Source organism: Arenimonas aestuarii (genome assembly GCF_054781715.1).
The window spans coordinates 779436-806053 of sequence record NZ_BAAGTW010000004.1 but is presented as its reverse complement, the minus strand read 5'-3'; the positions used below and the strand labels follow the sequence as shown (position 1 = coordinate 806053).

General features: G+C 69.9%; 24 protein-coding genes. 12 read left to right on the top strand and 12 right to left on the bottom strand.

Features of this window, described 5'->3' with window-relative positions:
* Window positions 1-2: 2 nt before the first annotated feature.
* The 8 genes from ACYVJH_RS04680 (at window position 3) to ACYVJH_RS04645 (ending at window position 6419) form a co-directional block, all read left to right on the top strand.
* On the top strand, window positions 3-608 hold the full coding sequence (locus tag ACYVJH_RS04680; protein ID WP_460453480.1) for a YdbL family probable chaperone protein: 606 nt from the start codon (window positions 3-5) through the stop codon (window positions 606-608).
* A 57-nt stretch (window positions 609-665) separates the two neighbouring features.
* The gene (gene rlmD / locus ACYVJH_RS04675) at window positions 666-1985 is read left to right on the top strand and encodes a 23S rRNA (uracil(1939)-C(5))-methyltransferase RlmD (RefSeq protein WP_460453479.1); all 1320 of its coding nucleotides are present in this window, start codon (window positions 666-668) and stop codon (window positions 1983-1985) included.
* A 3-nt stretch (window positions 1986-1988) separates the two neighbouring features.
* Window positions 1989-2492: a CYTH domain-containing protein gene (locus tag ACYVJH_RS04670; protein WP_460453478.1), complete on the top strand. Its 504-nt coding sequence runs from the start codon at window positions 1989-1991 to the stop codon at window positions 2490-2492.
* Window positions 2492-3502 carry a beta-N-acetylhexosaminidase gene (gene nagZ / locus ACYVJH_RS04665; RefSeq protein WP_460453477.1) on the top strand — a complete coding sequence of 337 codons (1011 nt, stop codon included), beginning with the start codon at window positions 2492-2494 and terminating at the stop codon, window positions 3500-3502. Before ACYVJH_RS04670 ends, nagZ begins: the two co-directional genes overlap by 1 nt.
* A 1-nt stretch (window position 3503) precedes the next feature.
* Window positions 3504-4055 carry a hypoxanthine-guanine phosphoribosyltransferase gene (locus ACYVJH_RS04660; RefSeq protein WP_460453476.1) on the top strand — a complete coding sequence of 184 codons (552 nt, stop codon included), beginning with the start codon at window positions 3504-3506 and terminating at the stop codon, window positions 4053-4055.
* 2 nt (window positions 4056-4057) lie between these two features.
* Window positions 4058-4801 (top strand): S-methyl-5'-thioinosine phosphorylase, encoded by a 744-nt coding sequence (locus ACYVJH_RS04655; RefSeq protein WP_460453475.1) that lies wholly within the window; start codon window positions 4058-4060, stop codon window positions 4799-4801.
* Window positions 4802-4900: 99 nt separating this feature from the next.
* Window positions 4901-5104, top strand: a complete 204-nt coding sequence (locus ACYVJH_RS04650; RefSeq protein WP_374603695.1) for a cold-shock protein — start codon at window positions 4901-4903, stop codon at window positions 5102-5104.
* Window positions 5105-5168: 64 nt separating this feature from the next.
* Complete coding sequence (locus ACYVJH_RS04645; RefSeq protein ID WP_460453474.1) at window positions 5169-6419, top strand: FAD-dependent oxidoreductase; 1251 nt, start codon at window positions 5169-5171, stop codon at window positions 6417-6419.
* Here ACYVJH_RS04645 and ACYVJH_RS04640 read toward each other — a convergent pair.
* The 5 genes from ACYVJH_RS04640 to ACYVJH_RS04620 form a co-directional block, all read right to left on the bottom strand.
* Window positions 6389-8158 carry an ABC transporter transmembrane domain-containing protein gene (locus ACYVJH_RS04640; RefSeq protein ID WP_460453473.1) on the bottom strand — a complete coding sequence of 590 codons (1770 nt, stop codon included), beginning with the start codon at window positions 8156-8158 and terminating at the stop codon, window positions 6389-6391. The two genes, ACYVJH_RS04645 and ACYVJH_RS04640, sit on opposite strands and share 31 nt — an antisense overlap.
* Entirely contained in the window at window positions 8155-8754 is a 600-nt protein-coding gene (locus ACYVJH_RS04635) for an IMPACT family protein (protein WP_460453472.1), read from the bottom strand. Before ACYVJH_RS04635 ends, ACYVJH_RS04640 begins: the two co-directional genes overlap by 4 nt.
* A 2-nt stretch (window positions 8755-8756) precedes the next feature.
* On the bottom strand, window positions 8757-9668 hold the full coding sequence (locus ACYVJH_RS04630; RefSeq protein WP_460453471.1) for a hypothetical protein: 912 nt from the start codon (window positions 9666-9668) through the stop codon (window positions 8757-8759).
* Window positions 9669-9677: 9 nt separating this feature from the next.
* Window positions 9678-11393 (bottom strand): vWA domain-containing protein, encoded by a 1716-nt coding sequence (locus ACYVJH_RS04625; protein ID WP_460453470.1) that lies wholly within the window; start codon window positions 11391-11393, stop codon window positions 9678-9680.
* A gap of 65 nt (window positions 11394-11458) precedes the next feature.
* Window positions 11459-12007 carry an RNA polymerase sigma factor gene (locus ACYVJH_RS04620; RefSeq protein WP_460453469.1) on the bottom strand — a complete coding sequence of 183 codons (549 nt, stop codon included), beginning with the start codon at window positions 12005-12007 and terminating at the stop codon, window positions 11459-11461.
* Between the two features lie 78 nt (window positions 12008-12085).
* Between ACYVJH_RS04620 and ACYVJH_RS04615 the strand changes: the two genes are divergently transcribed.
* Window positions 12086-13543, top strand: coding sequence for a diguanylate cyclase domain-containing protein (locus ACYVJH_RS04615; protein WP_460453468.1), 1458 nt, complete (start codon window positions 12086-12088; stop codon window positions 13541-13543).
* Here ACYVJH_RS04615 and xseA read toward each other — a convergent pair.
* Entirely contained in the window at window positions 13540-14886 is a 1347-nt protein-coding gene (xseA, locus tag ACYVJH_RS04610) for an exodeoxyribonuclease VII large subunit (RefSeq protein WP_460453467.1), read from the bottom strand. The two genes, ACYVJH_RS04615 and xseA, sit on opposite strands and share 4 nt — an antisense overlap.
* Window positions 14887-14989: 103 nt before the next feature.
* On the opposite strand from xseA, the gene ACYVJH_RS04605 reads away from it, so the two are divergent.
* Window positions 14990-16666, top strand: a complete 1677-nt coding sequence (locus ACYVJH_RS04605; protein WP_460453466.1) for a hypothetical protein — start codon at window positions 14990-14992, stop codon at window positions 16664-16666.
* Window positions 16663-17898 carry a flavodoxin-dependent (E)-4-hydroxy-3-methylbut-2-enyl-diphosphate synthase gene (gene ispG, locus ACYVJH_RS04600; protein WP_460453465.1) on the top strand — a complete coding sequence of 412 codons (1236 nt, stop codon included), beginning with the start codon at window positions 16663-16665 and terminating at the stop codon, window positions 17896-17898. The genes ACYVJH_RS04605 and ispG overlap by 4 nt, the downstream gene beginning before the upstream one ends.
* 58 nt (window positions 17899-17956) lie before the next feature.
* Here ispG and ACYVJH_RS04595 read toward each other — a convergent pair whose 3' ends face one another.
* Window positions 17957-18853 (bottom strand): diguanylate cyclase, encoded by an 897-nt coding sequence (locus ACYVJH_RS04595; RefSeq protein WP_460453464.1) that lies wholly within the window; start codon window positions 18851-18853, stop codon window positions 17957-17959.
* A 129-nt stretch (window positions 18854-18982) separates the two neighbouring features.
* Between ACYVJH_RS04595 and ACYVJH_RS04590 the strand changes: the two genes are divergently transcribed.
* The gene (locus ACYVJH_RS04590) at window positions 18983-21748 is read left to right on the top strand and encodes a protein kinase domain-containing protein (RefSeq protein WP_460453463.1); all 2766 of its coding nucleotides are present in this window, start codon (window positions 18983-18985) and stop codon (window positions 21746-21748) included.
* 6 nt (window positions 21749-21754) lie between these two features.
* On the opposite strand, the gene ACYVJH_RS04585 is transcribed toward ACYVJH_RS04590, so the two are convergent.
* Genes ACYVJH_RS04585 through amaB form a run of 5 tightly spaced genes read right to left on the bottom strand, consistent with a single transcriptional unit; the run spans window position 21755 to window position 26605 of the window.
* Window positions 21755-22627, bottom strand: a complete 873-nt coding sequence (locus tag ACYVJH_RS04585; RefSeq protein WP_460454265.1) for a DMT family transporter — start codon at window positions 22625-22627, stop codon at window positions 21755-21757.
* Window positions 22628-22674: 47 nt separating this feature from the next.
* Window positions 22675-23718: a UDP-N-acetylmuramate dehydrogenase gene (gene murB, locus ACYVJH_RS04580; protein ID WP_460453462.1), complete on the bottom strand. Its 1044-nt coding sequence runs from the start codon at window positions 23716-23718 to the stop codon at window positions 22675-22677.
* Window positions 23715-24749, bottom strand: a complete 1035-nt coding sequence (locus ACYVJH_RS04575) for a quinone-dependent dihydroorotate dehydrogenase (RefSeq protein WP_460453461.1) — start codon at window positions 24747-24749, stop codon at window positions 23715-23717. The genes murB and ACYVJH_RS04575 overlap by 4 nt, the downstream gene beginning before the upstream one ends.
* Window positions 24750-24761: 12 nt before the next feature.
* Window positions 24762-25061, bottom strand: a complete 300-nt coding sequence (locus tag ACYVJH_RS04570; protein ID WP_460453460.1) for a DUF4190 domain-containing protein — start codon at window positions 25059-25061, stop codon at window positions 24762-24764.
* Between the two features lie 11 nt (window positions 25062-25072).
* Window positions 25073-26605 (bottom strand): L-piperidine-6-carboxylate dehydrogenase, encoded by a 1533-nt coding sequence (gene amaB / locus ACYVJH_RS04565; protein ID WP_460453459.1) that lies wholly within the window; start codon window positions 26603-26605, stop codon window positions 25073-25075.
* Window positions 26606-26618: the final 13 nt, after the last annotated feature.

The following is a 26618-nucleotide window of genomic DNA, read 5'->3' as shown; positions in this document are numbered from 1 at the left end:
CAATGGGCAAAAAAATCAAGCGGCTGCTGCTGGCCCCCACCGCGGCGCTGGCGATGTTCGCCCTGGGCGCCTGCGTCACCATCAACGTCTATTTCCCGGCGGCCGAAGCCCAGGAAGCGGCCGAGGAGTTTGTCGAAAAGGTGCTGGGCGAAGACGCCGCGGCCGCCGAAGGCGAACCGCAGGCGTTCGTGCCCGCCCGCCGCCCGGCTTGGAGCCCGATGTCGCTGCTCATTTCCTCGGCCCACGCCCAGCAAGCCGACATCACCATCCGCACGCCGGCCATCCAGGCCATCCAGGACCGCATGGCCGCACGCTTCCAGTCGGGCCTGCAGGCGCACTTCGATTCCGGCGCGCTGGGTTTTGGTAATGACGGCCTGGTCGTCCTGCGCGACCCGGCCAAGGTGCCGCTCAAGGACCGCGTGTCGGTGAACCAGCTGGTGGCCGAGGACAACCGCGACCGCAACGCGGTTTATCGCGAGATCGCCGTGGCCAACAACCACCCTGAGTGGGAAACCCAGATCCGCCAGACCTTCTCGCGCCAGTGGGTCGCCAGCGCCCGCGCCGGCTGGTGGTACCAGGCCGCCGACGGTTCCTGGAAGCAAAAATAAAGGCATCCGGGGCGCGGATTTGCGACAATCCGCGCCCCTTTGTTTCCGGCATCACCCGTGGCCCGTACCCGTTTCAAGCAGCGTCCGCCCTTCGACCTGGAAATCACCGACCTGAGCCACGACGGCCGCGGGGTGGGTCACCGCGAGGGCAAGGCGATCTTCGTCACCGGCGCGCTTCCCGGCGAAACCGTGCGGGTCGAACAGACCGGCCGCAACCGACACTTCGACGAAGGGCGCACCCTCGAGGTGCTGGTCGCCTCGCCGGACCGCATCGAGCCGCGCTGCCCGCACTTCGGCACCTGCGCCGGCTGCGTACTCCAGCACCTGGCCGAACCGCGCCAGATCGCCGCCAAACACGGCGTGCTCATGGACAACCTGCAGCGCATCGGCCACGTGGCCCCGGACAAGGAGCTTGAACCCCTGGTCGACGCGGCCTGGGGCTATCGGCGCAAGGGGCGCTTTTCGGTGCGTTTCGTCGAAAAGAAAGGCAAGACGGTGGTGGGCTTCCGGGAAACCAACCCGCGCTTCGTCGCCGACCTGTCGGTCTGCCACACCGTCATCCCGGAAATCGGCGAACGCCTGCCGGCGCTGTCGGCCCTGGTGGACAGCCTCGACGGCAAGCGCACGCTGCCGCAGATCGAATTCATCGCCGGCGAGCAGGGCGTGGCCCTGGTGTTCCGCCACCTCGAACCGCTGTCGGCCGACGACCAGGCGCGCCTGGTCGCCTTCGCGAGGGAAACGGGCTTCGCGGTGTTCCTGCAGCCCGGTGGCATCGAGACGGTGAAGCCGCTGTGGCCGGAACAGCTGGAGCTTTCGTTCGCGCTGCCCGACTTCGACCTGCACCTGGCGTTCCGGCCGCTGGACTTCATCCAGGTCAACGCCGGCCTGAACGACAAGATGATCCGACGTGCGCTGGAGCTGCTCGATCCGCAGCCACAAGACCGCGTGCTGGACCTGTTCTGCGGCCTGGGCAATTTCACCCTGCCGCTGGCGCGGCGATCCGGCCAAGTGGTCGGCGTCGAGGGTGACGCCGGGCTGGTGGCGCGGGCGCGGGAAAATGCCGCCCGCAACCAGGTCGACAACGTCGAGTTCCACGCTGCCGACCTGGCCAAGGACCTGGCCGGAGAACCGTGGATGAAGGCGGGCTTCGACAAGCTCCTGCTCGACCCGCCGCGTGCCGGCGCTGCCGAGGTGCTGGCCCAGCTTCCGCTCAAGGGCATCCGCCGCATCGTCTATGTGTCCTGCCACCCGGGTTCGCTGGCGCGCGACGCCGGTTTCCTTGTGCGCGAGCGCGGCTACCGCCTGGTGGCGGCGGGCGCGATGGACATGTTCCCGCAAACCGCGCACGTTGAATCGATCGCACTGTTCGAGAAATAGGGCATGGGCATCGAGATCGAACGCAAGTTCCTGGTCACCGACGAGCGCTGGCGCGAAAGCGTGCTCAAGTCGGTGCGCATGGCCCAGGGTTACATCAACGACATGGCCGCGCTGCGCGAGGCCAGGCAGAACGCCTCGGTGCGCGTGCGCATCGCCGGCGACGCCGCTTTCCTCAACATCAAGTCGCGCGAGCCCGGGCACACACGCCAGGAGTTCGACTACCCGATCCCGGTGGCCGACGCCGAAGCGCTGCTGGCACTGTGCGTGGGCGGTCGCATCCAGAAGGTCCGGCACTACGTCGAGCACGCTGGCCACACCTGGGAAGTGGATCAATTCGCCGACGACAACGCCGGCCTGGTGGTGGCCGAGCTCGAACTGGCCGCCGCCGACGAAGCCTTTGAACGCCCCGCCTGGCTGGGCCGGGAAGTCACCGACGAGACCCGTTGGTACAACCTGGCGCTGGCAGAGCGCCCGTATTCGCGCTGGAACGCGCAGGAGAAAACCTGATGCTGGTGATTGGAATCGGCGGCCTGGAACTTTCGGACGAAGAGCGTGGCTGGCTGCAGGACCCCCGGGTTTCGGGCGTGATCCTGTTCAAGCGCAATTTCGACTCGCGCAACCAGGCAGGCGAGCTGTGCCAGGCCATCCGCGAGGCCGCGCCGCGCCCGCAGCTGCTGTGCGTGGACCAGGAGGGCGGTCGCGTGCAGCGTTTCCGCGAGGGCTATTCCGAACTGCCGGCGCTGGAGGGTTTTGGCCACCTGTACGCCAGCGACCGCGACGACGCGCTGGCCCTGGCCCATGAACACGCCTGGCTGATGGCCAGCGAAATCCTGGCCACCGGCCTGGACCTGAGCTTCGCGCCGGTGGTGGACCTGGGCCGCGGCAACCTGGCGATCGGCAACCGTGCCTTCCACGCCGAACCGGTCATCGTCGCCGACTTCTGCCGCGCCTACGTCGCCGGCCTGCACGAGGCCGGCATGGCCGCGACCATCAAACATTTCCCGGGCCATGGCTCGGTGCTCGAGGACACCCACTTCGACGACGCCGTCGATCCGCGCCCGCTGGCCGAGCTGCAGGCGCTCGACCTGGTGCCCTTCGCCGCCGGCATCGAGGCCGGTGCCGAGGCGGTGATGATGGCGCACGTCAAATACCCGGCGGTGGCGCCCGAACCAGCGGGTTATTCGCTGCGCTGGATCCGCGACATCCTGCGCCGCGACATGGGCTTCGGCGGCATCGTCTTCAGCGACGACATCGGCATGGCCGCGGCTGAGTCCGCCGGCGGCGTGAAGGCGCGCATAGACGCCCACCTCGACGCCGGCTGCGACGCCGTCCTGGTCTGCGCACCGGCGCTGGTGGCCGATTCCTTGCGCGCGGTCGCCGACCGCGACCCGGCCCCGGCCGACCTGCTTGCGCCGCTCTTCGCACGCCGGTCGCCGGCCTGGGACGCGCTGCTGGCGCACGCACGTTACGATGGGGCCCGCGAAGCGCTCCGGCGCCTCGACCATGGAGTTGCCTGACATGTCCCACGATCTCGGGGCCGCGCTGGCCCGGTCCGACCTGCTGTTCGACCGCCAAACGCTGGAGGCCGGCATCCGCCGCATCGCCGGTGAAATCGACCAGGCCTACGCCGGCACCAGCGGCGAGCGACCGCTGCTGTTGACGATCATGCACGGTGGCCTGCCGTTTGCCGCCGCGTTGGCCATGGACATGAAAACCGACCTCCAGTTCGATTACCTGCACGCGACCCGCTACCGCGGCGCCACCCAGGGCAGCGGGCTGGAATGGCGGCATCGCCCAGCGACACCGTTGAAGGGGCGCCGGGTGCTGGTCGCCGACGACATCCTCGACGAAGGCCACACGCTCAAGGCCGTCCTCGGTTGGTGCCAGGAGCAGGGTGCGGCCGAAACCCGCGTCGCGGTGATGGCGCTCAAGCGGCATGATCGCCGCGTTGCCGGCGTGCAAGCCCAGCACATCGCCGTCGAAGTGCCCGATCGCTACGTATTCGGCTACGGCATGGACTATTACGAGCAGGGCCGTAACCTGCCGGGCATCTACGCGCTCAAGGAATGAACATGCCGGCAATCGACCTGGCCGTCATCGGTGGCACGGGCCTCTACCGGCTTGCGGCGCTTGCCGACGTGCAGGCGGTCGAGGGCGACACGCCCTACGGCGCGCCTTCCGGGCCGGTGCGCGTGGGCCGGCTGGCGGGTCGCCGCGTGGCCTTCCTGGCCCGGCACGGCGAAGGCCATTCACTGCCGCCGCACCGGGTGAACTATCGCGCCAACCTCTGGCGCCTGAAGGACCTAGGCGCCCGCCGCGTGCTGGCGTTGAACACCGTCGGCGGCATTACCGACGCTTATGGCCCGCAGGTGCTGGGGCTTCCGGACCAACTTATCGATTACACCTGGGGCCGTACGTCCAGCTTCTGGGACGGCGAAGGCGGCGAGGTGCTGCACGTGGACTTTGGCGAGCCCTACAGCCCTTCGCTGCGCGCCGACGTGCTGGCGGCCGCCAACAAGGCCGGCGTGGCGCTGGTGGACGGGGGCTGTTACGGCGCGACGCAGGGCCCGCGCCTGGAGACCCGTGCGGAAATCGCACGCCTGCGCCGCGATGGCTGCGACCTGGTCGGCATGACCGGCATGCCCGAGGCCGGCCTCGCCCGCGAACTGGGCCTGGACTACGCCTGCCTGGCCATCGTGGCCAACTGGGCGGCGGGTTGCGGCGACGCGGCGGAAATCACGCTCGACGAAGTGCTGGCCAACGTCGAGGTCGCCAGCGCCGGCCTGCCCGGCCTGTTTGAAGCCCTGCTGGGGTAATTGTCAGTCGTTTTGCTGTTGTTCATAATCGGGCCGTGCACGGGACCGAGGCATCGGCACGCGGAGCACGACAGTTCCTACAGCATGTGAGGGCAAGACATGAGTTTCGGTACCGTGAAGTGGTTCAACGACGCCAAGGGGTTTGGGTTCATCGCCCCCGAGGACGGCAGCGCCGACGTGTTCGTGCACTATTCGGCCATCAGTTCCCAGGGTTTCCGTTCCCTGCAGGAAGGCCAGCGGGTCAGCTTCGAAGTCGTCCAGGGGCCCAAGGGTTCCCAGGCGGCCAACGTCGTCCCGGCATGAAGCACGAGCCAGCGCTGCACCCGAAGCCCCGCCGCACGCGGGGCTTCTTTTTTTGCGGACGCCGATGAAGAACCTCGACATCGCCATCGTCGGTTACGGCAGCGGTGGCCAGGCCGCGGCGCTGGCGCTGTCTCGCGACGGCCACCGGGTCGAGGTATTCGAGCAGGCGCCTGCGCTGCGCCCCGTCGGTGCCGGCTTCCTGCTCCAGCCCACCGGCCTGTCGGCGCTGTGGCAACTGGGCCTGCTGGCGCCGGCCCTGGGCCTGGGTCGGCGGATTGATCGCCTCTACGGCGAAAACGAGGGCGGCCGGGCGGTCATGGACATGGCCTACGCCGGCCTCGATCCGCGCCTGTTTGGCCTGGGCCTGCAGCGCAACGCCCTGTTCGAATTGCTGCGCGACGCCTGGCCGGGCGCCGGCGGCGTGCGCGTCGGCACCCGCATCCAGGCACTGGCGCCCGGTGGCCGCGAACTGCTCGATTCGGCGGGCGGCCGGCACGGCCCCTACGACCTGATCGTGGCCGCCGACGGTGCGGCTTCCTGCCTGCGCGGCGCGGTCGGCGCACCCCGGCTGGACCGGCCTTATCCCTGGGGTGCGCTGTGGTGCCTGCTGCCCGAAGGCGAATGGCCCTGGCGCAACCAGCTTCGACAGCGCTACCGGCGGGCCCGCGAGATGGCGGGCATGCTGCCGGTCGGGGCGCGCCCGGGGGATGCGGCGCCGCGCCTGAGTTTCTTCTGGAGCCTGCCGGCCGCGGCCATGCCGGACTGGTCGCGTGAGGGCCTGCCGGCCTGGAAAATGCGGGCAAGCGCACTGTGGCCGGACCTGGCGCCGATGCTCGACGCGGTCGAAGACCCCGCGCAGCTCGCGCAGGCCCGCTACCGCGATGCCATCCCCGGCGCCTGGTTTCGCGGCCGCCTGGCCCTGCTGGGTGATTCCGCGCATGCGATGAGCCCGCAGCTGGGGCAGGGCGTGAACATGGCGCTGCTCGATGCCCTGGCCTTGCGCGACGCGCTGCGCGAATCAGCGCAGGTCGGACCTGCGCTGGCCGCCTACGGCGCCGCCCGGCGCCGGCACGTGGCGATCTACCAGTTCTGGAGCCGCTGGCTGACGCCGGTATTCCAGTCCGAGGCCGATAGCCTGGCCTGGCTGCGCGACCGGCTCTTCCTGCCCCTGGGACGTTTGCCCGGCGGACGCGGGCAGATGCTTCGGGTCCTGACCGGCACACAGCGTGGCTGGTGGGGCCGCTATGGCCTGCCGACGGCGTTCATGCAGACGCTGGAGCAGGCTCAGCCCGCGGCCGGCCCGTGGTCGAACTGAAGTCGCGCCAGGTCGGCGTATAGCCCGCCGCGCGCAAGCAGCTCGGCGTGCGTGCCCTGGGCGACGATGCGGCCCTGGTCCATCACCACGATGCGGTCGGCCTTGAGCACCGTCGCCAGGCGGTGGGCGATGACCAGGGTGGTGCGGCCGCGCATCAGGCGTTCCAGCGCCTGCTGCACGGCGCGTTCGCTCTGGGCGTCGAGTGCGCTGGTGGCTTCGTCGAGCAGCAGGACCGGCGCATCCTTGAGCAGGGCGCGGGCGATCGCGAGGCGCTGCTGCTGGCCGCCGGACAGGCGGGCGCCGCGTTCGCCCAGTTCGCTGTCGTAGCCCTGCGGCAGGCTGGCCAGGAAGTCGTGGGCCTCGGCGCTGCGGGCGGCGGCTTCGATCTGTTCGTCGGTGGCATCCAGGCGGCCGTAGCGGATGTTTTCGCGGGCGGTGGTGCCGAAGATGACCGGGTCCTGCGGCACCAGGGCGATCTGCGCCCGCAGCGCCACCGGGGCGATGCAGCGCAGGTCGTGGCCGTCGAGCGTGATGGAACCGGCCTCGGGGTCGTGGAATCGCAGCAGCAGCTGCAGCACCGTGCTCTTTCCGGCACCCGAGGGACCGACCAGGGCCACGGTTTCGCCGGGCTGCAGCTCCAGGCTGAAATCCTCCAGCGCCGGCGCGTCGGGGCGGGTGGGGTAGTGGAAACGCACACCGCGCAGCGAAAGGCGGCCCTGCACCGGCGTCGGCAGCGGTTCGGCCTGCTCCGGCACCGGCAGCAGGGAGCGTTCCCCCAGCAGTTCGGAGATGCGCGCCATGCCGCCGGCGGCGCGCTGCACCTCGGTCCACACCTCCGCCAGCGCGCCGACCGAACCCGCGCCAATAAGCGCGTACAGCACGAACTGGCCCAGGGTGCCGGCGGTCATGTCGCCGGCGATGACGTCGCGGGCGCCTACCCAAAGCACCGCGGTGATGGATCCGAACACCAGCACGATGACGATGGCCGTCAGCGCCGCCTGCAGGCGGATGCGCTTGCGCGCCACGCCCAGGGCCAGGCCCACGGCCTGGTCGAAGCGACCGGCTTCGTACGATTCGCGGGCATAACTTTGCACCGTATGCATCGCGCCCAGGGTTTCGCCGGCGCGGGCATTGGCGTCGGCGACGCGGTCCTGGGCAGCCTTGGCGACGCTGCGCACGCGCCGGCCGGAGAACGCCATCGGCAGGACGATCAGCGGGATGCCCAGAAGCACGAACAGCGCCAGACGCGGGCTGGTGACCGCCAGCATCACGGCGCTGCCCAGCACGGTGATGCCGCTGCGCAGCGCGACCGACATGCTCGAACCGACCACGCTGCGCAGCAGTTCGGCGTCGGCCGAGAGCCGCGAGAGCAGTTCGCCGGCGCGGGTGCGTTCGAAGAAGGCCTGGTCGAGCGAAAGCAGGTGCGCGTAAAGCGCCCGGCGCAGGTCGGCGACAACCCTCTCGCCCAGCAGGGTGACGAAATAAAAGCGCGCCGCCGTTGCCAGGCCCAGCGCGACCGCAACGCCGAACAGCAGCACGAACCAGCGATCGATCTGGCTGCCTGCGGCGAACCCCTGGTCGATCATGTATTTCACGGCCACCGGCAGCGCCAGCGTCGCGGTGGACGACAGCGCCAGCGCACCCAGCCAGGCCGCCACCAGGCCGCGGTGTGGGCGCACGAAGGGCAGCAGGTCGCGCAGCGAATTGACGGGCGGCTTTTCTGCCGGGGTGGCGGTCATGGGTGCGGGGTCTCGGCAGGACGCAGGCGGGCGGCGCCTCGACTGATGTCGCGCAGGCGCCGGGCCAGGGAGTCGATAGTGTAGTCGGGCAGGCGCACCCGCAGGCGCAGGCCGGCCTCATCGAACGCTTCGTCGAGCTTCTCGCCACCGAACTCGGCCAGCAGGCCGTGCACGGCATTGGCCAGTTCGAAGCCGCAGGCCAGGTCGGCCTCGACCCAGGGCACCAGGTCGCGGCGTGCGGCCGTGCGCAGGCATTCGGCGGCGGCGCCGCCGTAGGCGCGCACCAGGCCGCCAACGCCCAGGTTGGTGCCGCCATACCAGCGCGTGACCACCACCATCACCTGGTCGACGCCCTGGCCTTCGATGGCGGCGAGGATGGGCCGCCCGGCGCTGCCGCCGGGCTCACCGTCGTCGGATGACCGGTAATCGGCGCCGATGCGATAGGCCCAGCAGTTGTGCGTGGCCTGTGGGTCGGCGACCTCATGCAGGAAGGCCAGCGCGTCATCGGGCGACGCCACCGGCGCGGCCCTGGCCAGGAAACGGCTGCGTTTGGCCTCCAGCTCGAAGGTGGCCGGGCCGGCAAGCGTTTGTGCCACGGTCACGGCCGGAACGCGGCCAGGTCAGGCGGCAGCCTGAGGTCGGGGTGGGCGCGTTGGAAACGCTGCAGGCTTGCCTTGGCGCCGGCGCGGTCGCCTTGGCGAATGCGGTCGCGGATGCGTTCGAGCCAAGCGTCTGGGCTCAGGCGGGCGTCCTCGTCGACCGGCGGCAGCACGTCGTCGGCGCTGAAGGCCGGAGGCGACGCGGCTGCCGCCGCATCGGTGCTTTCCTGGAGGGGCGCGGACCCGGCGACGGGGGCCGCGGCAGGCGGCGTGACCGGCACGGCCGCGCGGCGGGCTTCCTGGCGACTTGTCTCCATCCGCGCGCGCTCGGCCAGGGCGGACGACTCGCGCGTCGTGACCTCATCGGCCAGGGATCGTGCGGCGGCGTCGGTGGCTTCGCGAAGTTGTTCGGTGGCAACGGCGCGCGGTGGAGCGGGTGGCGGCGGTGGCGGTGGCGGTGGGGCAAGGTCCACCACAACGGCGGGTGCAGGTTCGGGCGGCACGCTCTGTGGCCTGGCCAGCGCGGGGGCCGCGTCGGCTTCTTCGGTTTCGGTGCGCTTGAGGCGCGAACCGGTGACTTCGATCTGTTCCAGTTCGGCGTCCGTGGCCTTGGCCGACGCCGGCGCTTCCGCCATCACTCCGTCCGGCAGGGCATCACGCGCGGGCTGCAGCTGCAGGCCGATGCCAACCGCCAGCACCGCTGCGGCGGCGGTGCCCAATGCCCAGGTGGGAAGACCGCGGCGGCGGTGAGCATGCGATGGCCTCGCGGCGGTGGCATTGCGGGCAGCCGCCAGGATGGCGGCGTCCACTCCCGGCGACGGTTCGCCGCCCGGCAGGGCGCGCAAGACCCGTGCCAGGTCGACTTCGTCGTCCTGGAGCGGGTCCTTGCGCGGGTCCTGCGGGTGCTTCATCGCGATGGGTCAGTCCTGGCTGATGTGGGTGTCGGGGCCGGGCGCCGGCGCCAGAGAACGGGCCTGTGCCAGCAGCTGCAGGAACTCGCCGCGATAGCCCCAGGGGTCGTCGCCGCGGGCGCCACGCGCCAGGCTTTCCACCTGGTCCCAGCTGAAGCCCGACATGTTACGCCCCCCGCGCAGCAGGTCGGCATAGGCAGCGACCGCCGCCGCGAAACGCAGGCCTTCGCCGGCCTGCGCACGCAGATCCCGGCGACGGATGGGCTGCTCGACCAGCACGCTGCTTGCTTCGCCCGGCTGCTTGTAACGCAGCTTCAGGAAGGCGATCTCGCCGGTGCCGGCCGCCTGCGGCTTGGGCGCGCCGTAGCGCAGGGCATCGCTGGACTCGCAGCCATGGCCGACCAGGCAAAGTTCGTACAGCGCAGTGACGTCGTGGCCAGCGCCGATCTCACCGGCGTCCACCTGGTCGTTGTTGAAGTCCTCGCGCGCCAGCTGGCGGTTTTCGTAGCCAATCAGCCGGTATTCGGCGACCTGGGCCGGGTTGAACTCGACCTGGATCTTTACGTCGCTGGCGATGGTCAGCAGGGTCGAGCCCATTTCTTCGACCAGTACCTTGCGGCCTTCCATCAGGTTGTCGATGTAGGCGTGGTTGCCGTCTCCGACATCGGCGAGTTTTTCCGCCAGCGCGTCGTTGTAGTTGCCCTGGCCGAATCCCAGGGTGGTGAGCGCGACGCCGGCCTTGCGGCCCGCTTCGACTTTTGTTTCCAGTGCGCGGGGGTCGAAGATGCCAACGTTGAAGTCGCCGTCGGTAGCCAGGATGACGCGGTTGACGCCGCCTTCGACGTAGGCCTGGCGAGCCATCGCGTAGGCCAGGTCGATGCCTTCGCCGCCATTGGTCGAACCGCCGGCCTCGAGCTGGCCCAGCGCGGCCAGGATCTCGCCGTGGCGGTCGCCCGGGGTCGGCGGCAGCACCAGCCCGGCGCTGCCGGCATACACCACGATCGAAACCCGGTCCTGCTTGCGCAGGCGCGGCACCAGCTGGCGGAAACTTTCCTTGAGCAGGGGCAGTTTGTCGGGCGAACTCATCGAACCAGAGGTGTCGATAAGGAACACGAGGTTGCTGGCCGGGATCTGGTCGCGCGGCACTTCGTAGCCCTTCAGCCCCACCTGCATCAGCACGCGTTTGTCATCCCAGGGGGCCGGCGCGAGCTCGGTGCTGACGCGGAAGGGCTGGCGACGGTCGGCGGGCGCCGGGTAGCCGTAGTCGAAGTAGTTGATCATCTCCTCGACCCGCACCGCATCGCGTGGCGGCAGATTTCCCTGCGCCAGCATGCGGCGGACGTTGCTGTAGCTGCCGGTGTCGACGTCGATCGAGAAGGTGGATACGGGCTGTTCGGCGGTGCGCTGGATGCCGTTGTCGTCGAAGGCCGCGTAGTTTTCGGTATTGGGTTCGACCGCCGGCCGCGGCATCGGCATCGGCATGTAATGGGCCGGCGCGGGGGGCGGCGCGGCCGGCGCCGCGGCCGGTGAGGCCAGCAGGCGACTGCCGGTGACCTCCACGGTCTCGAGCTCGGCACGCTTCATGCGGCTGCGGTCCTCTTCGCGGCTATCGGCCAGGGCGTCGGCGCTGGCTGACTGGCGGGCGGTGCCGTCGTCGGCGCGATGGGCGCAGCCGGCGGCGATGGCGAGGGCAAGGGCGGTAACGGTGACGGTGATCTGGCGCATGGGGTGGCTCCGGTTGGGATAGGCAAACCTTCCAACGGCCCGGTGGCCGGAACGGGGTTGACCGGTCATGGCTTCAACCTCGCGCGCAGTTTGTCCATGGCGTAGCGCAGGCGGGATTTCACGGTTTCCCGGCCCACGCCCGTGATTTCGCCGATTTCCTCCAGGGTCAGTTCCTGTTCCAGCCGGAGCAGCAGAACCTCGCGCTGGTCCGGCGGCAGCTCCTCGAGCGCCAGCTGCAGGCGGCGGCGCTCCTCGAAAGCGGAAAGCTGGCGTTCCGGCGAATCTGGGTCGGGCAGCCGTTCGGCCAGTTCACGGGCCTCCTCCGGGGCGTCCGGCCGGTGCGACTTGGCGCGCCAGTGGTCGGCAAGCCGGTTGTGGGCGACCTGGTGCAGCCAGGTGCTGAACCTGGCCTCGGGCCGGTAGCGTTCGCGGGCGGCGATGACCCGCTGCCAGATGTCCTGGAACAGATCCTCGGCGAGGCTGGCATCGCGGACCTGGCGCTGCAGGTGCCGGAACAGGCGCAGCCGGTGCCGGGAATAGAGGGTTTCGAAGGCACCGGCGTCGCCGGCGCCAAAAGCCAGCATCAACTCCTCGTCGGTCGGCTCACCCTGCATCGCCTGAGGGTACGGTCTTTCCCCGGGCGGGTGAAGCACGCCCGCGCGGCCCCGGGGCAGGCGTTGTACATTGCCGGAATGGCTGGGCCCGATGCCACGACCGATTCGTTTCTCGCCGCCAGTGCCGACCCGGCGGGCGGCTGGCTGCGGCCGGGCAAACCGCTGTTCCTGGGCCTGCTGGTGCTGGCGCTGGGTACCTACCTGAGCATCAGCACGGCCCAGCTCGAGCGGGAGCGCTACCTGAGCGAACGGCAGTCGCGCGTCCAGCGCGAACTCTCCGACTTCCGTGCCCAGCTCGAGACCCAGGTGTATGCCCAGGTCGGGCTGGTGCGTGGCCTGGCCGTGCAGGTGGTTCGCCAGGAAGGCATTTCCGATGACGAGTTCAAGGCCATCGCCGCCGAGCTGATGCGAGGCCAGCCGCAGATCCGCGACCTCAGCCTCGCCCCCGGCTTCGTCATTTCCTCGGTTTACCCGGACGAAGGCAATGAAGCGGCCCTGGGCCTGGACCTGCTCGCGGACCCGGTGCAGAAACAGGCCACGCTGCGCGCCATCCGCGAGGACGGCCCGCTGCTGGCGGGACCCTTCGAGCTGCGCCAGGGAGGCCGCGCCCTGGCCATCCGCATACCGCTGTGGGTCGAGCGGGACGGGGTGCCGCGGCTGTGGGGCGCGGTGAGCCTGGTGCTCGACTACGAGCGGGTGATGCGCGACGCCGGCATCCTGGCGCTGGAAAAGGAACTGCACCTGAGTATCGTCGGCCGCGATGCCGCCGGCCCGGGTGGCGACATCATCCGCGGCGCGCGATTGTCGAGGTCGGCCAAGGCGGTGCGCGTGCCGGCCTTCCTGCCAGGCGGCAGCTGGCTGATTTCGGCGGTGCCGCTGGAGGGCTGGGACAACCGCGCCTGGTGGCAGACCCCAGGTTTCCCGACCCGCCTGGGCCTGAGCCTGCTGGCGGCGCTGGCGACCACGCGCATCCTTCACGACCGCCAGCGCATCCGCCGCCTCGCTGGCCGCGACGCGCTGACCAACCTGCCGAACCGCCGGCTTGCCCTGCACAACCTCGGCCGCCTGATCGCCCGTGGTCGCAGGGGCGATACGCGGTTCGCGCTGCTCAGTTTCGACCTCGACGGGTTCAAACCGGTCAACGACACCTACGGCCACGCCGCGGGCGACCTGCTGCTGGCCGAAATCGGCCGCCGTCTCAGCGATTCGGTGCGGCCGGGCGACCTGGTCGCGCGCATGGGCGGCGACGAATTCCTGGTGATCGTCACCGTCGAGAAGGGTGACGACGAACACTGGCTGCGTGCGGTTGCGGCGCGCGTGCAGGCCGCGATCAGCCGGCCGGTGCCGATCGACGGCCACTGGGTGGTGGTGGGGGCCAGCATCGGCATCGCCCGTTTCCCCGAGGACGGGGACGATTCGGAGAGCCTGCTCCGGCGCGCAGACGAGGCGATGTACCGGGCCAAGAACGGCCGCGCGGCCGGCGTCGAATTCGCACACTCGCTGCTCCTGGGCCATTCGTCCGAGCCCGGGGATTAGTCGCGCCGCGGCTCCACTTTCAGCGCCAGTTCGCCGTCGGCAAGCCGCGCCCGCAGCCGGTCGCCGTCGCGGGCATCGGCGGCCCGGCGAAGCACCTGGCCATCCTGGTCGAACACGATGGCGTAACCGCGGCCCAGGGTGGCCAGCGGGCTGACGCCCTCGAGCGCGCGAGCCAACCCAAGCAGCTGCAGGCGGCGCGGCTCGACCAGACGTGCCGGCAGCGCGGCCAGGGCGCGCTGGAGCAGGGCCAGGCGATGCCTGTGCGCTTCCAGGCGGCGACGTGGATGGGCCTGGTCCAGGCGCCTGAGCAGGCGCGCGAGTCGCTCGCTGCGACGGGACGCCGGGGCCTGCCAGGCCTGGCCGAGCCGGTGGCGCAGGGCGTCGAGACGGTGGCGTCCGCGTTCAAGCCTTAGCTGCGGGCGCAGGGCCTGCAGTTTGAGGAAGGCCTGGTCCACGCGCTGGGCCTGGGCGCCGAGCAGGCGGGCGAGCAGGGCATCGAAGCGCTGGCGGTCGCGGCGTAGGCGTTCGATCAGCTCGCCACGGTCGGGCACCAGCAGTTCGGCGGCGGCCGAAGGCGTAGGCGCGCGCAGGTCGGCGGCGAAGTCGGCCAGGCTGACATCCACCTCGTGGCCGATGGCGGCTACCACCGGCACCGGTGAGGCGGCGATGGCCCGGGCCAGCGCCTCGTCGTTGAAGGCCCACAGGTCTTCGAGCGAACCGCCGCCGCGGGTGAGCAGGATCAGGTCGTAACGACCGCTTCGCCCGGCGCGCTGGAGCATGTCCAGGATCTGCGCCGAGGCGCCGTCGCCCTGCACCGGCACCGGCAGCACCTCGGTGTCGAGCAGCGGGAATCGTCGCCCCAGCACGCTCAGTACGTCGCGCACGGCCGCCCCACGCGGAGACGTGATCACCGCCAGCCGGCGGATGTAGGCCGGTAGCGGCCGCTTGCGGGCGGTGTCGAACAGGCCTTCCGCAGCCAGGCGGGACTTGAGCTCCTCGAAGGCACGGCGCAGCGCGCCTTCCCCGGCTTCCTCCAGATGGTCGAGCACCAGCTGGTAGTCGCCGCGCGCTTCGTACAGGGTGAGCCGGCCGCGGGCCAAGACCTGCATGCCGTCGCGCGGCGCAAAACGCAGCCGGGCGGCATTGGACCGGAACAAGGCACAGCGCACCTGGGCGCGGGCATCCTTGAGCGTGAAGTAGGCGTGGCCCGAGGCCGGCCGGGAGAAGTTGCTGATTTCCCCCTCGACCCAGACCTGGGCAAAGCTGCCCTCGAGCAGGTCCCGCGCCAGCGCATTGAGCTGGGAAGGACGCAGGACCTGGCGTTCGCGGGCTAGGGTGGACATGGCTCGGGCCGGGGACGGCCCCACAGGATACCCGCTGCCGTTCAACGGGGGGTGGGGCCGGGCCGCGGCCCGGTCTAAACTGTGCCAGCCACGAGGAATCCGAATGAGCGAGAGCTACCGCCGACTGTGCCAGGACCTGCCGCCCCCCGTGGGTGGCGCCGTGCGCTTCCCGGCCGACCCGAAAAAGGTGAAGGCCTGGGTCGCCGGCCTGCCACGGGCCAACCCGCAGGCTGCCGAGCAGGAAATCGCCCGCGCCCTGGAGGGCCTGGCCGGCCAGCGCCTGGACGGCGGGCAACGGTTCGCCGCCCTGGAGGAGCTGCGTCCCACCGCGCTCGAAGCAATCGTCCTGCTCGAAAGCGGGTTCTCCAGCAGCTCCCTGCCGCTGCCACCGGACAAGGCCCGCGCGGCGGCGTCCGCCGGCAAGTTCCACCTCGACCTTGCGCTGGGCTATCGCCAGGCCGCCTGCGAACTGTGCGCGCCTTCGGGCAGCGTTCCCTTCCTGCGCGGCGGCAACGTGCTGTCCGCGCTTGAGCGGTCCGCCTGGCACTACGTTCGCGCACTGGCCATGGCTTGGCGCGTCTATCGTCCGGCGCCAGCGGGCGCCTGGCAGGGCCTGCACCGGCTGCATCGTTTCGCCAGCTCGCTCAAGCTCGAGCGCAAGTCGGTCGACGACCGCGCCGTCGGTGGCAGCCATGACGTGCACACGCTTTACCTGCAGGCGCTGCTGATGGCCTCGGTGAATCCCTATGCCTTTGCGCAGTCCGAACAGGACACGCTGTGGCCGGCCACCCGCGGTTACGCCGCGCGCTGCAACCTGCTCGACCGGGCCCCCGAAGGCATCGCCCCTGGGGTGCCCGAGGACGCCGACCGCGGCCCGGGTGGTGGCTCCGATCAAACGCCCTCTGCCTGGCTGGACCTGGCGCCGTTTGCGGACGACGTCGACCGCGCCCTCGAGCGTGTGCGCGATGGCCAGGGCCAGCTGTCGCCGACGCCGGGGTTGTCGGTCGCGGTCGGCAACGACCTGCTTATCCGGCTGCGCCGCGCCTTCGGCCAGATGGCGGCGCGTGGCCTGGTCCGCCTGCCGGCCGGTCACTCGCTCGATACCGTGCTTGGCCTGAGCGGCCTGCACTACCTGCTGGCCGGCCAGCGCGATTTCGATACCTTCATGCGCCAGTCCGCCCAGGGCACGGTGCATGTCATCGCCGGCGCGGCATGGACCCAGGGCAGTAACAGCATGACCCGCGTGCCGCGCTTCACCGCGCGTGTCCTCGACCAGAGCCTGGGCGGCTACCGCATGGCCTGGGACAGCGCCGAGCAGGCCCGCGCCAAGGTCGGTGAGCTGGTCGGCCTGGGGTTTGGCGAGGACGGCGATGACACCGGCTGGATGGTTGGCGTGATGCGCTGGCTGCGCTACGAAACCGATGGCAGCCTGTCGGCCGGCGTCGAACTGCTATCGCGACGATCCAGCCCCGTGGCCCTGCGCGCGGTCAGCGCCGACGGCGGCAGCCGCCAGGTGCAGCGAGCGGTCGAGGTGTTCCCGATCGACGGCACGGCCGGCCGGTGCTTCGTCTGCAGCGCGTCGATCGAATCGGGCAGCCGGGTCGAGGTGATCCATGACACCGCCGGTTATTTCCCCGAGGTCGGAGCGCAGGGACCCGACCTGCTCGAAGACGTCGAGGTGCTGCTCAACGCCGGTGACTACGTGCTGCTGGGGGAACGCCTGCCGTCGCCTGCCGGCGACGCCGACGTGGCAGAGGCCCGGGAAGGCGAGCCGGCATGAGTGAAGCGAAGGCCATGCCGCGGCGCGAAACGCGCGCCGTTGCGGTGGGTCAGGTTCGTATCGGCGGCGGTGCCCCGGTGGTCGTGCAGTCGATGACCAATACCGACACCGCCGACGTGTCCGCGACCGTGAAGCAGGTGGCGGCACTTTGGCGCGCCGGCTCCGAACTGGTGCGCGTGACGGTCAACAACCCCGAGTCCGCCGCCGCCGTGCCGCGCATCCGCGACAAGCTGGACATGATGAACGTGCCGGTGCCGATCGTCGGCGACTTCCACTACAACGGCGACCGCCTGCTGGCCGCCGAACCGGCCTGCGCCGAGGCCCTGGCCAAGTACCGCATCAACCCGGGCAATGTCGGCTTCGGAAAAAAGCGCGACACCCAGTTCGCGGCGATCGTTGAAAAGGCCATCGAGTTCGGAAAGCCGGTACGCATCGGCGTCAACTGGGGCTCGCTCGACCAGGCCCTGGCCGCCCGCCTGATGGACGAAAACGCCGCCCGCGCCGAACCCTGGGACGCTGCCCGGGTGCTGCGCGAAGCCTTGGTGGTTTCGGCCCTGGAGTCGGCCGAACGCGCCGTCGAGATCGGCCTGGCGCGCGAACGCATCGTGCTCTCGGCCAAGGTCAGCGGCGTGCAGGAGCTGATCGCCGTTTATCGCGACCTGGCCTCGCGTTCCGACTTCCCGCTGCACCTGGGCCTGACCGAGGCCGGCATGGGCAGCAAGGGCATCGTGGCGTCGAGCGCCGCGCTGGCGGTGCTGATGCAGGAAGGCATCGGTGACACCATCCGCATCTCGCTGACGCCCGAACCCGGCGCGGCGCGCACCCTGGAAGTCCAGGTGGCCCAGGAGTTGCTGCAGACGATGGGCCTGCGCGCCTTCACCCCGCTGGTCATCGCCTGCCCGGGCTGCGGCCGCACCACCAGTGAATTTTTCCAGGTGCTGGCGCAGCGGGTGCAGGAACATGTGCGTGGCCAGATGCCGGTCTGGAAGCTCAAGTACCCCGGTGTCGAAGACCTGTCGCTGGCGGTGATGGGCTGCGTGGTCAACGGCCCGGGCGAATCGCGCCATGCCGACATCGGCATCTCGCTGCCCGGCACCGGTGAAGCCCCTTCGGCGCCGGTGTTCATCGACGGACAGAAAGCCATGACCCTGCGCGGCGAAAACATCGCCGACGAATTCGTCGGCGTCATCGACCAGTACGTCGCCCGGCGCTACGGCGGGGAACAGGCCTGAACACACGCGCTCGCTTGCGTCACCACCGGTGGCTCCTGCCGGTGCCCCAGGCGGGAACCTAGGCTTCCACGCAGACCCGGTTGCGGCCTTCGTCCTTGGCCCGGTAGAGGGCCGCGTCGGCGGCTTTCATCAGCTCGGTGCGCTCCTCGCGGCCGGGCACCAGGCTGGCGATGCCGATGCTGATGGTCAGGCGGTGCGGCTCGCCGGCCAGCACGAAGGTGGCGCCGGCCACGGCCTCGCGCAGGCGGTCGGCGAAGCTGCGGGCAGCCTCGAGGTCGGTTTCGGGCAGCATCACCGCGAACTCTTCGCCGCCGATGCGCGCGGCGATGTCCTCACCGCGCACGAAGCCGCGCACGATCGCGGCCAGCTGGCGCAGCACGCCGTCGCCGGCGATATGGCCAAAGCGGTCGTTGACCGGCTTGAACAGGTCCACGTCGATGATGCACATCACCAGCGGACGGCCATGGCGGGTGGCGCGGGCGATTTCCTTGTCCACCAGCTCGACGAAGTGCCGGCGGTTGTAGAGTTCGGTCAGCGCGTCGTGCGTGGCCAGCTGGTAGACCTCTTCGTGGTAGCGGGCCTCGACGCTGGAATGGCTTATGAACTTGAGGATCGACTCGCCGAGGGTGACGTGGTCGCCGTCGGCAAGCAGCGATTCGGTGACGGGCTGGTCGTTGACCCGGGTGCGGTTGGTCGCGTCCAGGTCGCGGATGCGGTAGTCGTCGCCGTCGCGCCAGATCTCGCAGTGGTGCCGGGACACCGACTTGTGCGGGATGTGCAGGTCCGAATCCTGGGAGCGGCCGACGATGACGGGGTCATCGGCGATATCGGCCCGTTTGCCCAGGCCTTCACCGTGGATGATGACCACGCAGGCCGAGCGCGGCCCGGCGCGAAGCGGACCGTCGCTGAGCATCGTCAGTTGCGTGGTGATGGGGTCCTGGTCGTTCTGGCTCATCGTAGGCAGGCGAACGGGCGTGACAGTGAGTTTAACGGCAATTGCCGACGAAGTAGGGCGCCTCGGCCGGGCCCGGGCCGGCTGGGTTTCGCCATGCGTTAACATCGCTGACAGCGAGGGGGAGCAGGTATGACGGGTACCGAAGACGACGACCTGGCGCCAACCGAAGGCCTGCAGGCACGGGCCGCGGACCCGGGCGCGGACGCCGCGGGCGCCGCGCTGGCGCCGGGTGCCCGCCTCGGGCGTTACCGCATCGAAACCCTGCTGGGTCGGGGCGGCATGGGCGAGGTCTACCGCGCCGGCCAGCTCGAACCGGTGCGGCGCACCGTGGCGATCAAACTCCTGCATGCGCGGCGCCTGGATGCCCGCCACCTGGCGTATTTCGAAGTCGAGCGCCAGCTGCTGGCGCAAATGAAGCACCCGGCCATCGCCCAGGTTTACGACGCCGGCGCCACGCCCGGGGGTTTTCCCTACTTCGTGATGGAGTTCATCGAGGGCAGCCCGCTCACCAGCTTCTGCGAACAGCGTGGCCTGCCGCTGCGCGAGCGGCTGGCGCTCTTCATCCGGGTCTGCGAAGGCGTGCAGCACGCCCACCAGAAAGGCGTGATCCACCGCGACCTCAAGCCGGGCAACATCCTCGTGGCCGAGGTCGATGGCCGGCCGCTGCCCAAGATCATCGATTTCGGTATCGCCACCGCGGCCAGCCGTTCACTGGCCGCGGGTGAACGCGCCGGCGAACTCGAACGCGCCGGCACGCCCGATTACATGAGCCCGGAGCAGGCCGGGATGGAGGGCGTCGAGGTCGACACCCGGTCCGACGTCTATTCGCTGGGCGTCCTGCTGTATGAACTGCTGGTGGGACGTCGCCCCGGGGTCGGCGGCGACACCGCGGCGGCGGCGCACACCGCCAGCACGACAATCCGCCCGCCCTCGGCGCAGATCGAAACCCTGGCCCCGGGCAGTACCGCGGCCCGCGCGGTCCAGCTGGGCCTGAGCAAGCCGCGCCTGCGCGAGGTGCTGCGCTCCGAGCTCGACTGGGTGGTCCTGAAGGCCATGCGCCATGATCGCGCCGAACGCTACAGTTCAGCCGCGGAACTGGCCCAGGAACTGCAGCGCTTCCTCGACGACCAGCCGCTGCAGGCGGTGCCGCCCAGCCGCCGCTACGTATTGGGCAAATACCTGCGCCGCAACCGGCTGGCCGTGGCCGCCGCCGGCGCGGTGTCGCTGGCGGTGCTCGTGGGGCTGGGCCTGTCGCTTTATGGGCTGCAGCAGGCACGGGAACAGCGCGAACTGGCCGAAAGGCGCAGCGCCGAGCTTGAGCGCGTGGCGGCGTTCCAGCAGTCGATGCTCGAGGAAATCGACATCGAGGCCATGGGCGTGGAACTGGCCGCCGGCCTGCGCGATCAGCTGGGCGCGGCCAGCCCGGCCCAAGCCGCAGCCGTCGAACAGCTGCTTGCCCAGGCCAGCCCGCCCGACCTCGCGCGTCGGCTATTGGGCAGCCAGTTGCTGGCCGGGGCGGAGCAGGCGCTTGAGCGTGATTTCGCCGACCAGCCCCTGCTCGCGGCCGACCTGCGCGAATCGGTCGGCGACGTCTACGAGGCGCTGGCCCTGCACGCCGAAGCCGAAGAAGCCTTCAAGGCAGTGGCCCAGCGGCGCGCGCTGGAGCTGGGCGCCGACCATCCGGATACGGTCGACGCCCGCCGCAAGCAGGCCGCCGCCCAGGGCAACCGCGGCGACCTGGCCGGGGCGTTGGCCACGTTCGAGACCCTGGTCCCGAAAGTGGCCGGGATGAGTCCCAGCGCCGAGCTGCCGGCGGCCCTGGAGCTCAACATCGCTGGCGCGCTTGCGAGCCTTGGCCGGCTGCCGGAAGCCCGTGACCGCCAGCAGGCGCTCTACGACCGCCTGGTCGCGGCGAGGGGGGAGGACGATGCGCAGGCCCTGTCCGTGCTCAACAACCTTGCCATCACCCTCGCGCGCACCGGTGACCAGCCGCGATCCCGCGAGATCCTCGAGGGCCTGTACGCACGTCGTGCCCGCCTGCTGGGCGCCGAGCATGAAGACACGCTGGCGACGATGGCCAACCTGGCCATCCTGCGCGTGCTGTCGGGCGACATCGACGGCGCGCTGGAAATGCAGCGCGCACTGGCCGACATCTATTCGCGCAAGCTCGGCCGCGAACATCCATCCGCGCTCAACCAACGCAGCAACCTGGCCAACATGATCAACGACCTGGCCGGGCGCGAAGACGACCCGGCGCTGCGCGCCGAAGCGATCGCGATCACCCGTGAAGTGCTCGAAGCCCGCGGTAAGGTACTGGGGCCGGGCTCGCGCGACGTGCTGCGCTCGCGCCTGAACCTCTCGGCGATGCTGGCCCAGGACGGGAACCTGGACGAGGCCCTGGTGCTGGAGCGCGAGGTCATCGACGGTCGCCGCACCCTGCTGGGGCCGGATCATCCGGACACGCTGTTTATCGAGGTCAACCACCTGGGCACCTTGAACAAGGCCGGGCGCGCCGACGAGTCCTGGGCGCGGTTGCAGGAGCTCAAACCACGCATCCTGGCCGGGCTGGGCGAAAAACACCCCCAGTCACATGCGCTGCTGCGCATCGAAGGCGAACTGTTGGGCAAACAGGGCCGGCACGCGGCCGCGCGTGATGCCTACGCGGAAAGTTTCCGCATGCGCCGCGAGGCCCTGGGCGCCGAGCACCCGGAGACTTACATCGCCGCCTGGTTCCTGGCTCAGGCAGAACGGGCGGCCGGCAACCAGGCCGCCGCGGACGCGCTTCATGCCGAGCTCATCGATCCGCTGCTGGCCGTACCCGATGCCGACCTCGACCCACCGCGCCGCGGCGCCGCCACCCGCATCCGCCGCGCCATGGCCGGCGAAGACGACTGAACCCGCTCAGCGCGGTGCCGGCGTTTCCGGGTTGATCTCCGGGTCGGTCACCGCCTGCCGCGCCAGCTTGGCTTCGCGGCGGGCGATGTAGACGTTCGAACCGAAGATGATCGCGGCGCCGGCCACGGTCCAGCGGTCCAGGGTTTCACCGAACAGCCACCAGCCGAAGATGCCGACCACCAGGATCTGCAGGAAGCTGATCGGGGTCAGCATCGAGGCATCGCCCAGGCGCAGGGCGCGGGTCCAGAACATGTGCGCGATGCTTCCCAGCGAGCCGGCCAGCACGATCCACAGCCAGGTGATGCCCACCGGTGTTTCCCAGACCATCAGCGCCGGCACCAGCGACATCGGGATCCACAGCATCGTGGTCCAGATGACGATCGCATCCGGGTGTTCGGTGCGCGAGAGGAACTTGATGCTGATCGCGGCGCTGGCACTGGCCACCGCCGCAAGCACGGCTACCAGGCTGGCCGCGGTGAACGACTGGCCGAAGGGCTGCACGATCAGCATCACGCCAAGGAAACCGACGATGACCGCCGTCCACCGGCGTGCACGCACCACCTCACCCAGCACCAGCACCGCCGCGATGGTCACGAACAGCGGCGTCGAATACGACAGCGCGATGGCCTGCGCCAGCGGCAGGTTCACGATGGCCCAGAAGCCGGCCAGCATGGACACCATGCCGATGCTGCAGCGGCCGATGTAGAAGCCCAGCTTGTCGGTGCGCAGCAGCGAAGGGCCGTGCCGGAGCAGGATGGGCAGCAGGATGACGAAGCCGAAGAAGTTGCGGAAGAAGGCAATTTCGAAGGGGTGCAGCTGTTCGGAGGCCAGCCGGATGCAGACCGCCATCAGGCCGAACAGCACCGTCGACAGCGCCATCAGTCCCACGGCGCGGCCAACCTGCGAAGCCGGGGCGGCGAGGGTGTTCAAGCCGGGTCGAAGCGGGCGCCGATGATGCGTGGTTCCGGCTCGAGGCTGACGCCGAATCGTTCGCGGACCGAGCCGGCGATGCGGCGGGCCAGGTCGAGCAACTGCTGGCCGCTCGCGCTGCCGTGGTTCACGAGCACCAGGGCGTGCTGGTCGGCAACGCCGGCGTCACCTTCGCGCTTTCCCTTCCAGCCGCAGGCTTCGATCATCCAGGCGGCCGACAGCTTTTGGCCGCCGTCGGGACCGGCGAACACGGGCAGGGCGGGGTGTTCGGCCTTCAGTGCCGTGGCCGTCTTGGCGTCCACCACCGGATTCTTGAAGAAGCTGCCGGCATTGCCCAGCAGCGCCGGGTTGGGCAGCTTGCGGGTGCGGAGGCGGCTGATGGCCTCGGCCACGTGCACGGCGCGAGGGGTTTGCACGCCCATGGCCGCCAGCTCCTCGCGCACGCCGGCGTAATCGAGCCGCAGTTCGCGCTGGCGCGGCAGGCGCAGCTCCAGCGCGGTGACGACCCAGCGGTCGGGTTCGCGCTTGAACAGGCTGTCGCGGTAGCCAAAGCCGCAGTCCGCGGCCGCCAGGCGCTTGACCTGTCCGGTGTCGCGCTGGAAGGCCTCGACCGCCTCGACGAATTCGCCGACCTCGACGCCGTAGGCGCCGATGTTCTGGATCGGCGCGGCGCCGACCGTGCCCGGGATCAGGGCCATGTTCTCCAGCCCGCACAGCCCGCGGGCCAGGGTCCAGGCCACCAGGTCGTTCCAGTTCATGCCGGCTTCGGCGCGCACCACGGCGCTTTCGCCGTCGTCGCGGATGATCGCCACGCCGGCCAGGGTCAGGCAGATGGCCACGCCGGGGAAATCGCCGACGAACAACAGGTTGCTGCCTTCCCCCAGCACCAGCACCGGGCCTTCGCGCAGCATGGCGAATTCGAACACTTCGCCCAGCGCGTCGGCGCGCGAGACATCGGCCATCATCGCCGCGCGGGCGGCAACCCGGAAGGTGTTGCGGCCGGCCAGTGAAACGTTTTCGGCCAGCTGGTAACCCGTCACGCAACGCCCTCGCGGCGACGCCGGATCGACTGCACGCACTCGGCGATCAACTCCGGGCCGCGATACACCAGGCCGGTGTAGAACTGCACCATCAGCGCGCCCGCCGTGATCTTGCCGGCCGCGTCGGCGCCGCTGAGGATGCCGCCCACGCCGATGATCGGGATCGACTCGTCCAGGCGCCCGCGCAGCCGGCGCAGCACCGCGGTGGACTTGCCGTAGAGCGGCGCCCCCGAAAGGCCGCCGGCTTCGTTGGCCAGCTTGTGGCCCTCCACGGGCAGGCGGTCGAGCGTGGTGTTGGTGGCGATGACGCCGTCCACCTTCATGTCGCTCAGCACGCGCGCGCAAGCGTCGATGTCGTCGTCGGACAGGTCGGGCGCCACCTTCACGAGCATCGGGACCCGCTTGCCGTGCTGGGCGCCCAGCTTTTCCTGGGCTTCGCGCAGTTCGCCGACCAGGCGACGAAGCTGCTGTTCTTCCTGCAGTTCACGCAGGCCGGCGGTATTGGGCGAGGAGATGTTGATGGTGATGTAGTCGGCAAGCGGGTACACCCGTTCCAGGCAGTACAGGTAGTCGTCCGCCGCGTCGTCGTTGTGGGTGTCCTTGTTCTTGCCGATGTTGATGCCCAGCAGGCCATGCTTGCGGCGTGCCCGCGAGACATTCCTGACCAGCACGTCCACGCCCAGGTTGTTGAAGCCAAGGCGGTTGATCACCGCATTGTGCTCGGGCAGCCGGAACATGCGGGGGCGCGGGTTGCCTTCCTGCGGCCGCGGGGTGGTGGTGCCGACCTCGACGAAACCGAAGCCCAGGGCCAGCAGGGCATCGACGTGGGCCCCGTCCTTGTCCAGGCCGGCGGCGCAGCCGACCGGGTTCGGGAAGACCAGGCCGAAGGCCTTGGTCGGAAGCGGCTTCGGGCGGGCCGCCAGCAGCGGGCTGGTGCCCGTGCGGTAGGCGGCCTCGATGGCGCGCAGGCCCACGTCGTGGGCCCGTTCCGCATCAAGGTGGAACAGGAAGGGTCTTGCCAGCGAGTACATGGTGCTGGTCCGTCAGAGCTGGCCGCTGAGGCCCAGGAGGCCGAACAGCACCGCCAATCCGCCGAAGAAGAAAATGATGGCGAGGATCGTCAGCACCGAAATGGCGATGACCAGCCAGCCCAGCACCAGTCCGGCGATGGCCAGCCCGTCGCCGTCCAGCTGGCCGTTGCTGCGCTGGATCTCGGCACGGGCCATGTGGCCCGTGACGATGGCAACAAGGCTCCCCACCAGGGGCAGGAAGGTCCAGCCCAGCAGGCCGCTGACGAGGCTGGTGATCGCGAGGGCGCTGGTCTGGCGGGGAACCATGTTCATGGGGATAAGCCTCAGAGGTCGAACTTGATGCCCTGTGCCAGCGGCAGCGCGTCGGAGTAGTTGATGGTGTTGGTCTGGCGGCGCATGTAGACCTTCCACGCGTCGGAGCCGGATTCGCGGCCACCGCCGGTTTCCTTTTCGCCGCCGAAGGCGCCGCCGATCTCGGCGCCGGAGGTGCCGATGTTGACGTTGGCGATGCCGCAGTCCGAACCCCAGGCCGCCAGGAACTTCTCGGCCGCCTTCAGGTTCTGGGTGAAGATCGCCGACGACAGGCCCTGCGGCACGTCGTTCTGCATGGCGATGGCTTCGTCCAGGTCCGAGTAGGGCATGACGTACAGGATCGGCGCGAAGGTTTCGTGCTGGACGATGTCGTCGCTGTTCTTCAGGCCCGTGATGATGGTCGGCAGCACGAAGTTGCCCGGGCGGTCGATCGCGGCACCGCCGGTTTCAACCTTGCCGCCGGCGGCCTGGGCCTTCTTGACCGCGTCCAGGTAGGCCTGCACGCCGTCCTTGCTGTTGAGCGGGCCCATCAGGTTGGCCGGGTCGGTCGGGTCGCCGATCTTCTTCTCGACCTGCTTGTAGCCGGCGACCAGCTTGGCCAGCACGTCGTCGAAGATCGATTCGTGGATGAAGACACGGCGGGTGGAGGTGCAGCGCTGGCCGGCGGTGCCGACGGCGCCGAAGACGATGGCCGGGATGGCCAGCTTCAGGTCGGCGCTGGCGTCGACGATCATGGCGTTGTTGCCGCCCAGCTCGAGCAGGCTGCGGCCCATGCGGCGGGCGACGCGCTCGCCGACGTGGCGGCCGACCTTGGTCGAACCGGTGAAGCTGACCAGCGGGACGCGCTTGTCGTCGACGAAGGCCTGGGCCAGGTCGGTGCCACCATCATTGAACAGGAAGAAGATGTCCGGGAACCCGCCCTTGCGCAGCGCTTCGTTGCAGATCTTCATCGAGGCGATCGCCGACAGCGGGGTCTTGGGCGAGGGCTTCCAGATGCAGATGTCACCGCAGACGCCGGCCACGAAGGCGTTCCAGGCCCACACGGCAACGGGGAAGTTGAAGGCCGAGATGATGCCGACGATGCCCAGCGGGTGGTACTGCTCGTACATGCGGTGGCCCGGGCGCTCGGAGTGCATGGTCAGGCCGTAGAGCTGGCGGGAGAGACCGACGGCGAATTCGCCGATGTCGATCATTTCCTGGACTTCGCCGTCACCCTCGGGCTTGGACTTGCCCATCTCCAGCGCGACCAGCGAACCGAGCGCGTCCTTGTGGGTGCGCAGCGCGTCGGCGCACAGGCGGATGGCTTCGCCGCGGCGCGGCGCCGGGGTGCTGCGCCAGACCTTGAAGGCGGCCTGGGCGCGCTCGAGGATCTTCTCGTAATCGGCCTGCGAGGACGCATACACCTTGCCCAGCACCTCGCCGTTGCCCGGGTTCACCGGTTCGATGACGCCGGCATCGCGGGTCTGCGACCACTCGCCGTGGCCGAGGTAGGTGCCGGATTCCTGGCCGGTCAGGCCGAGGGAGGTGAGGACTGCATGGGTCATTGCTTGCTCCAGG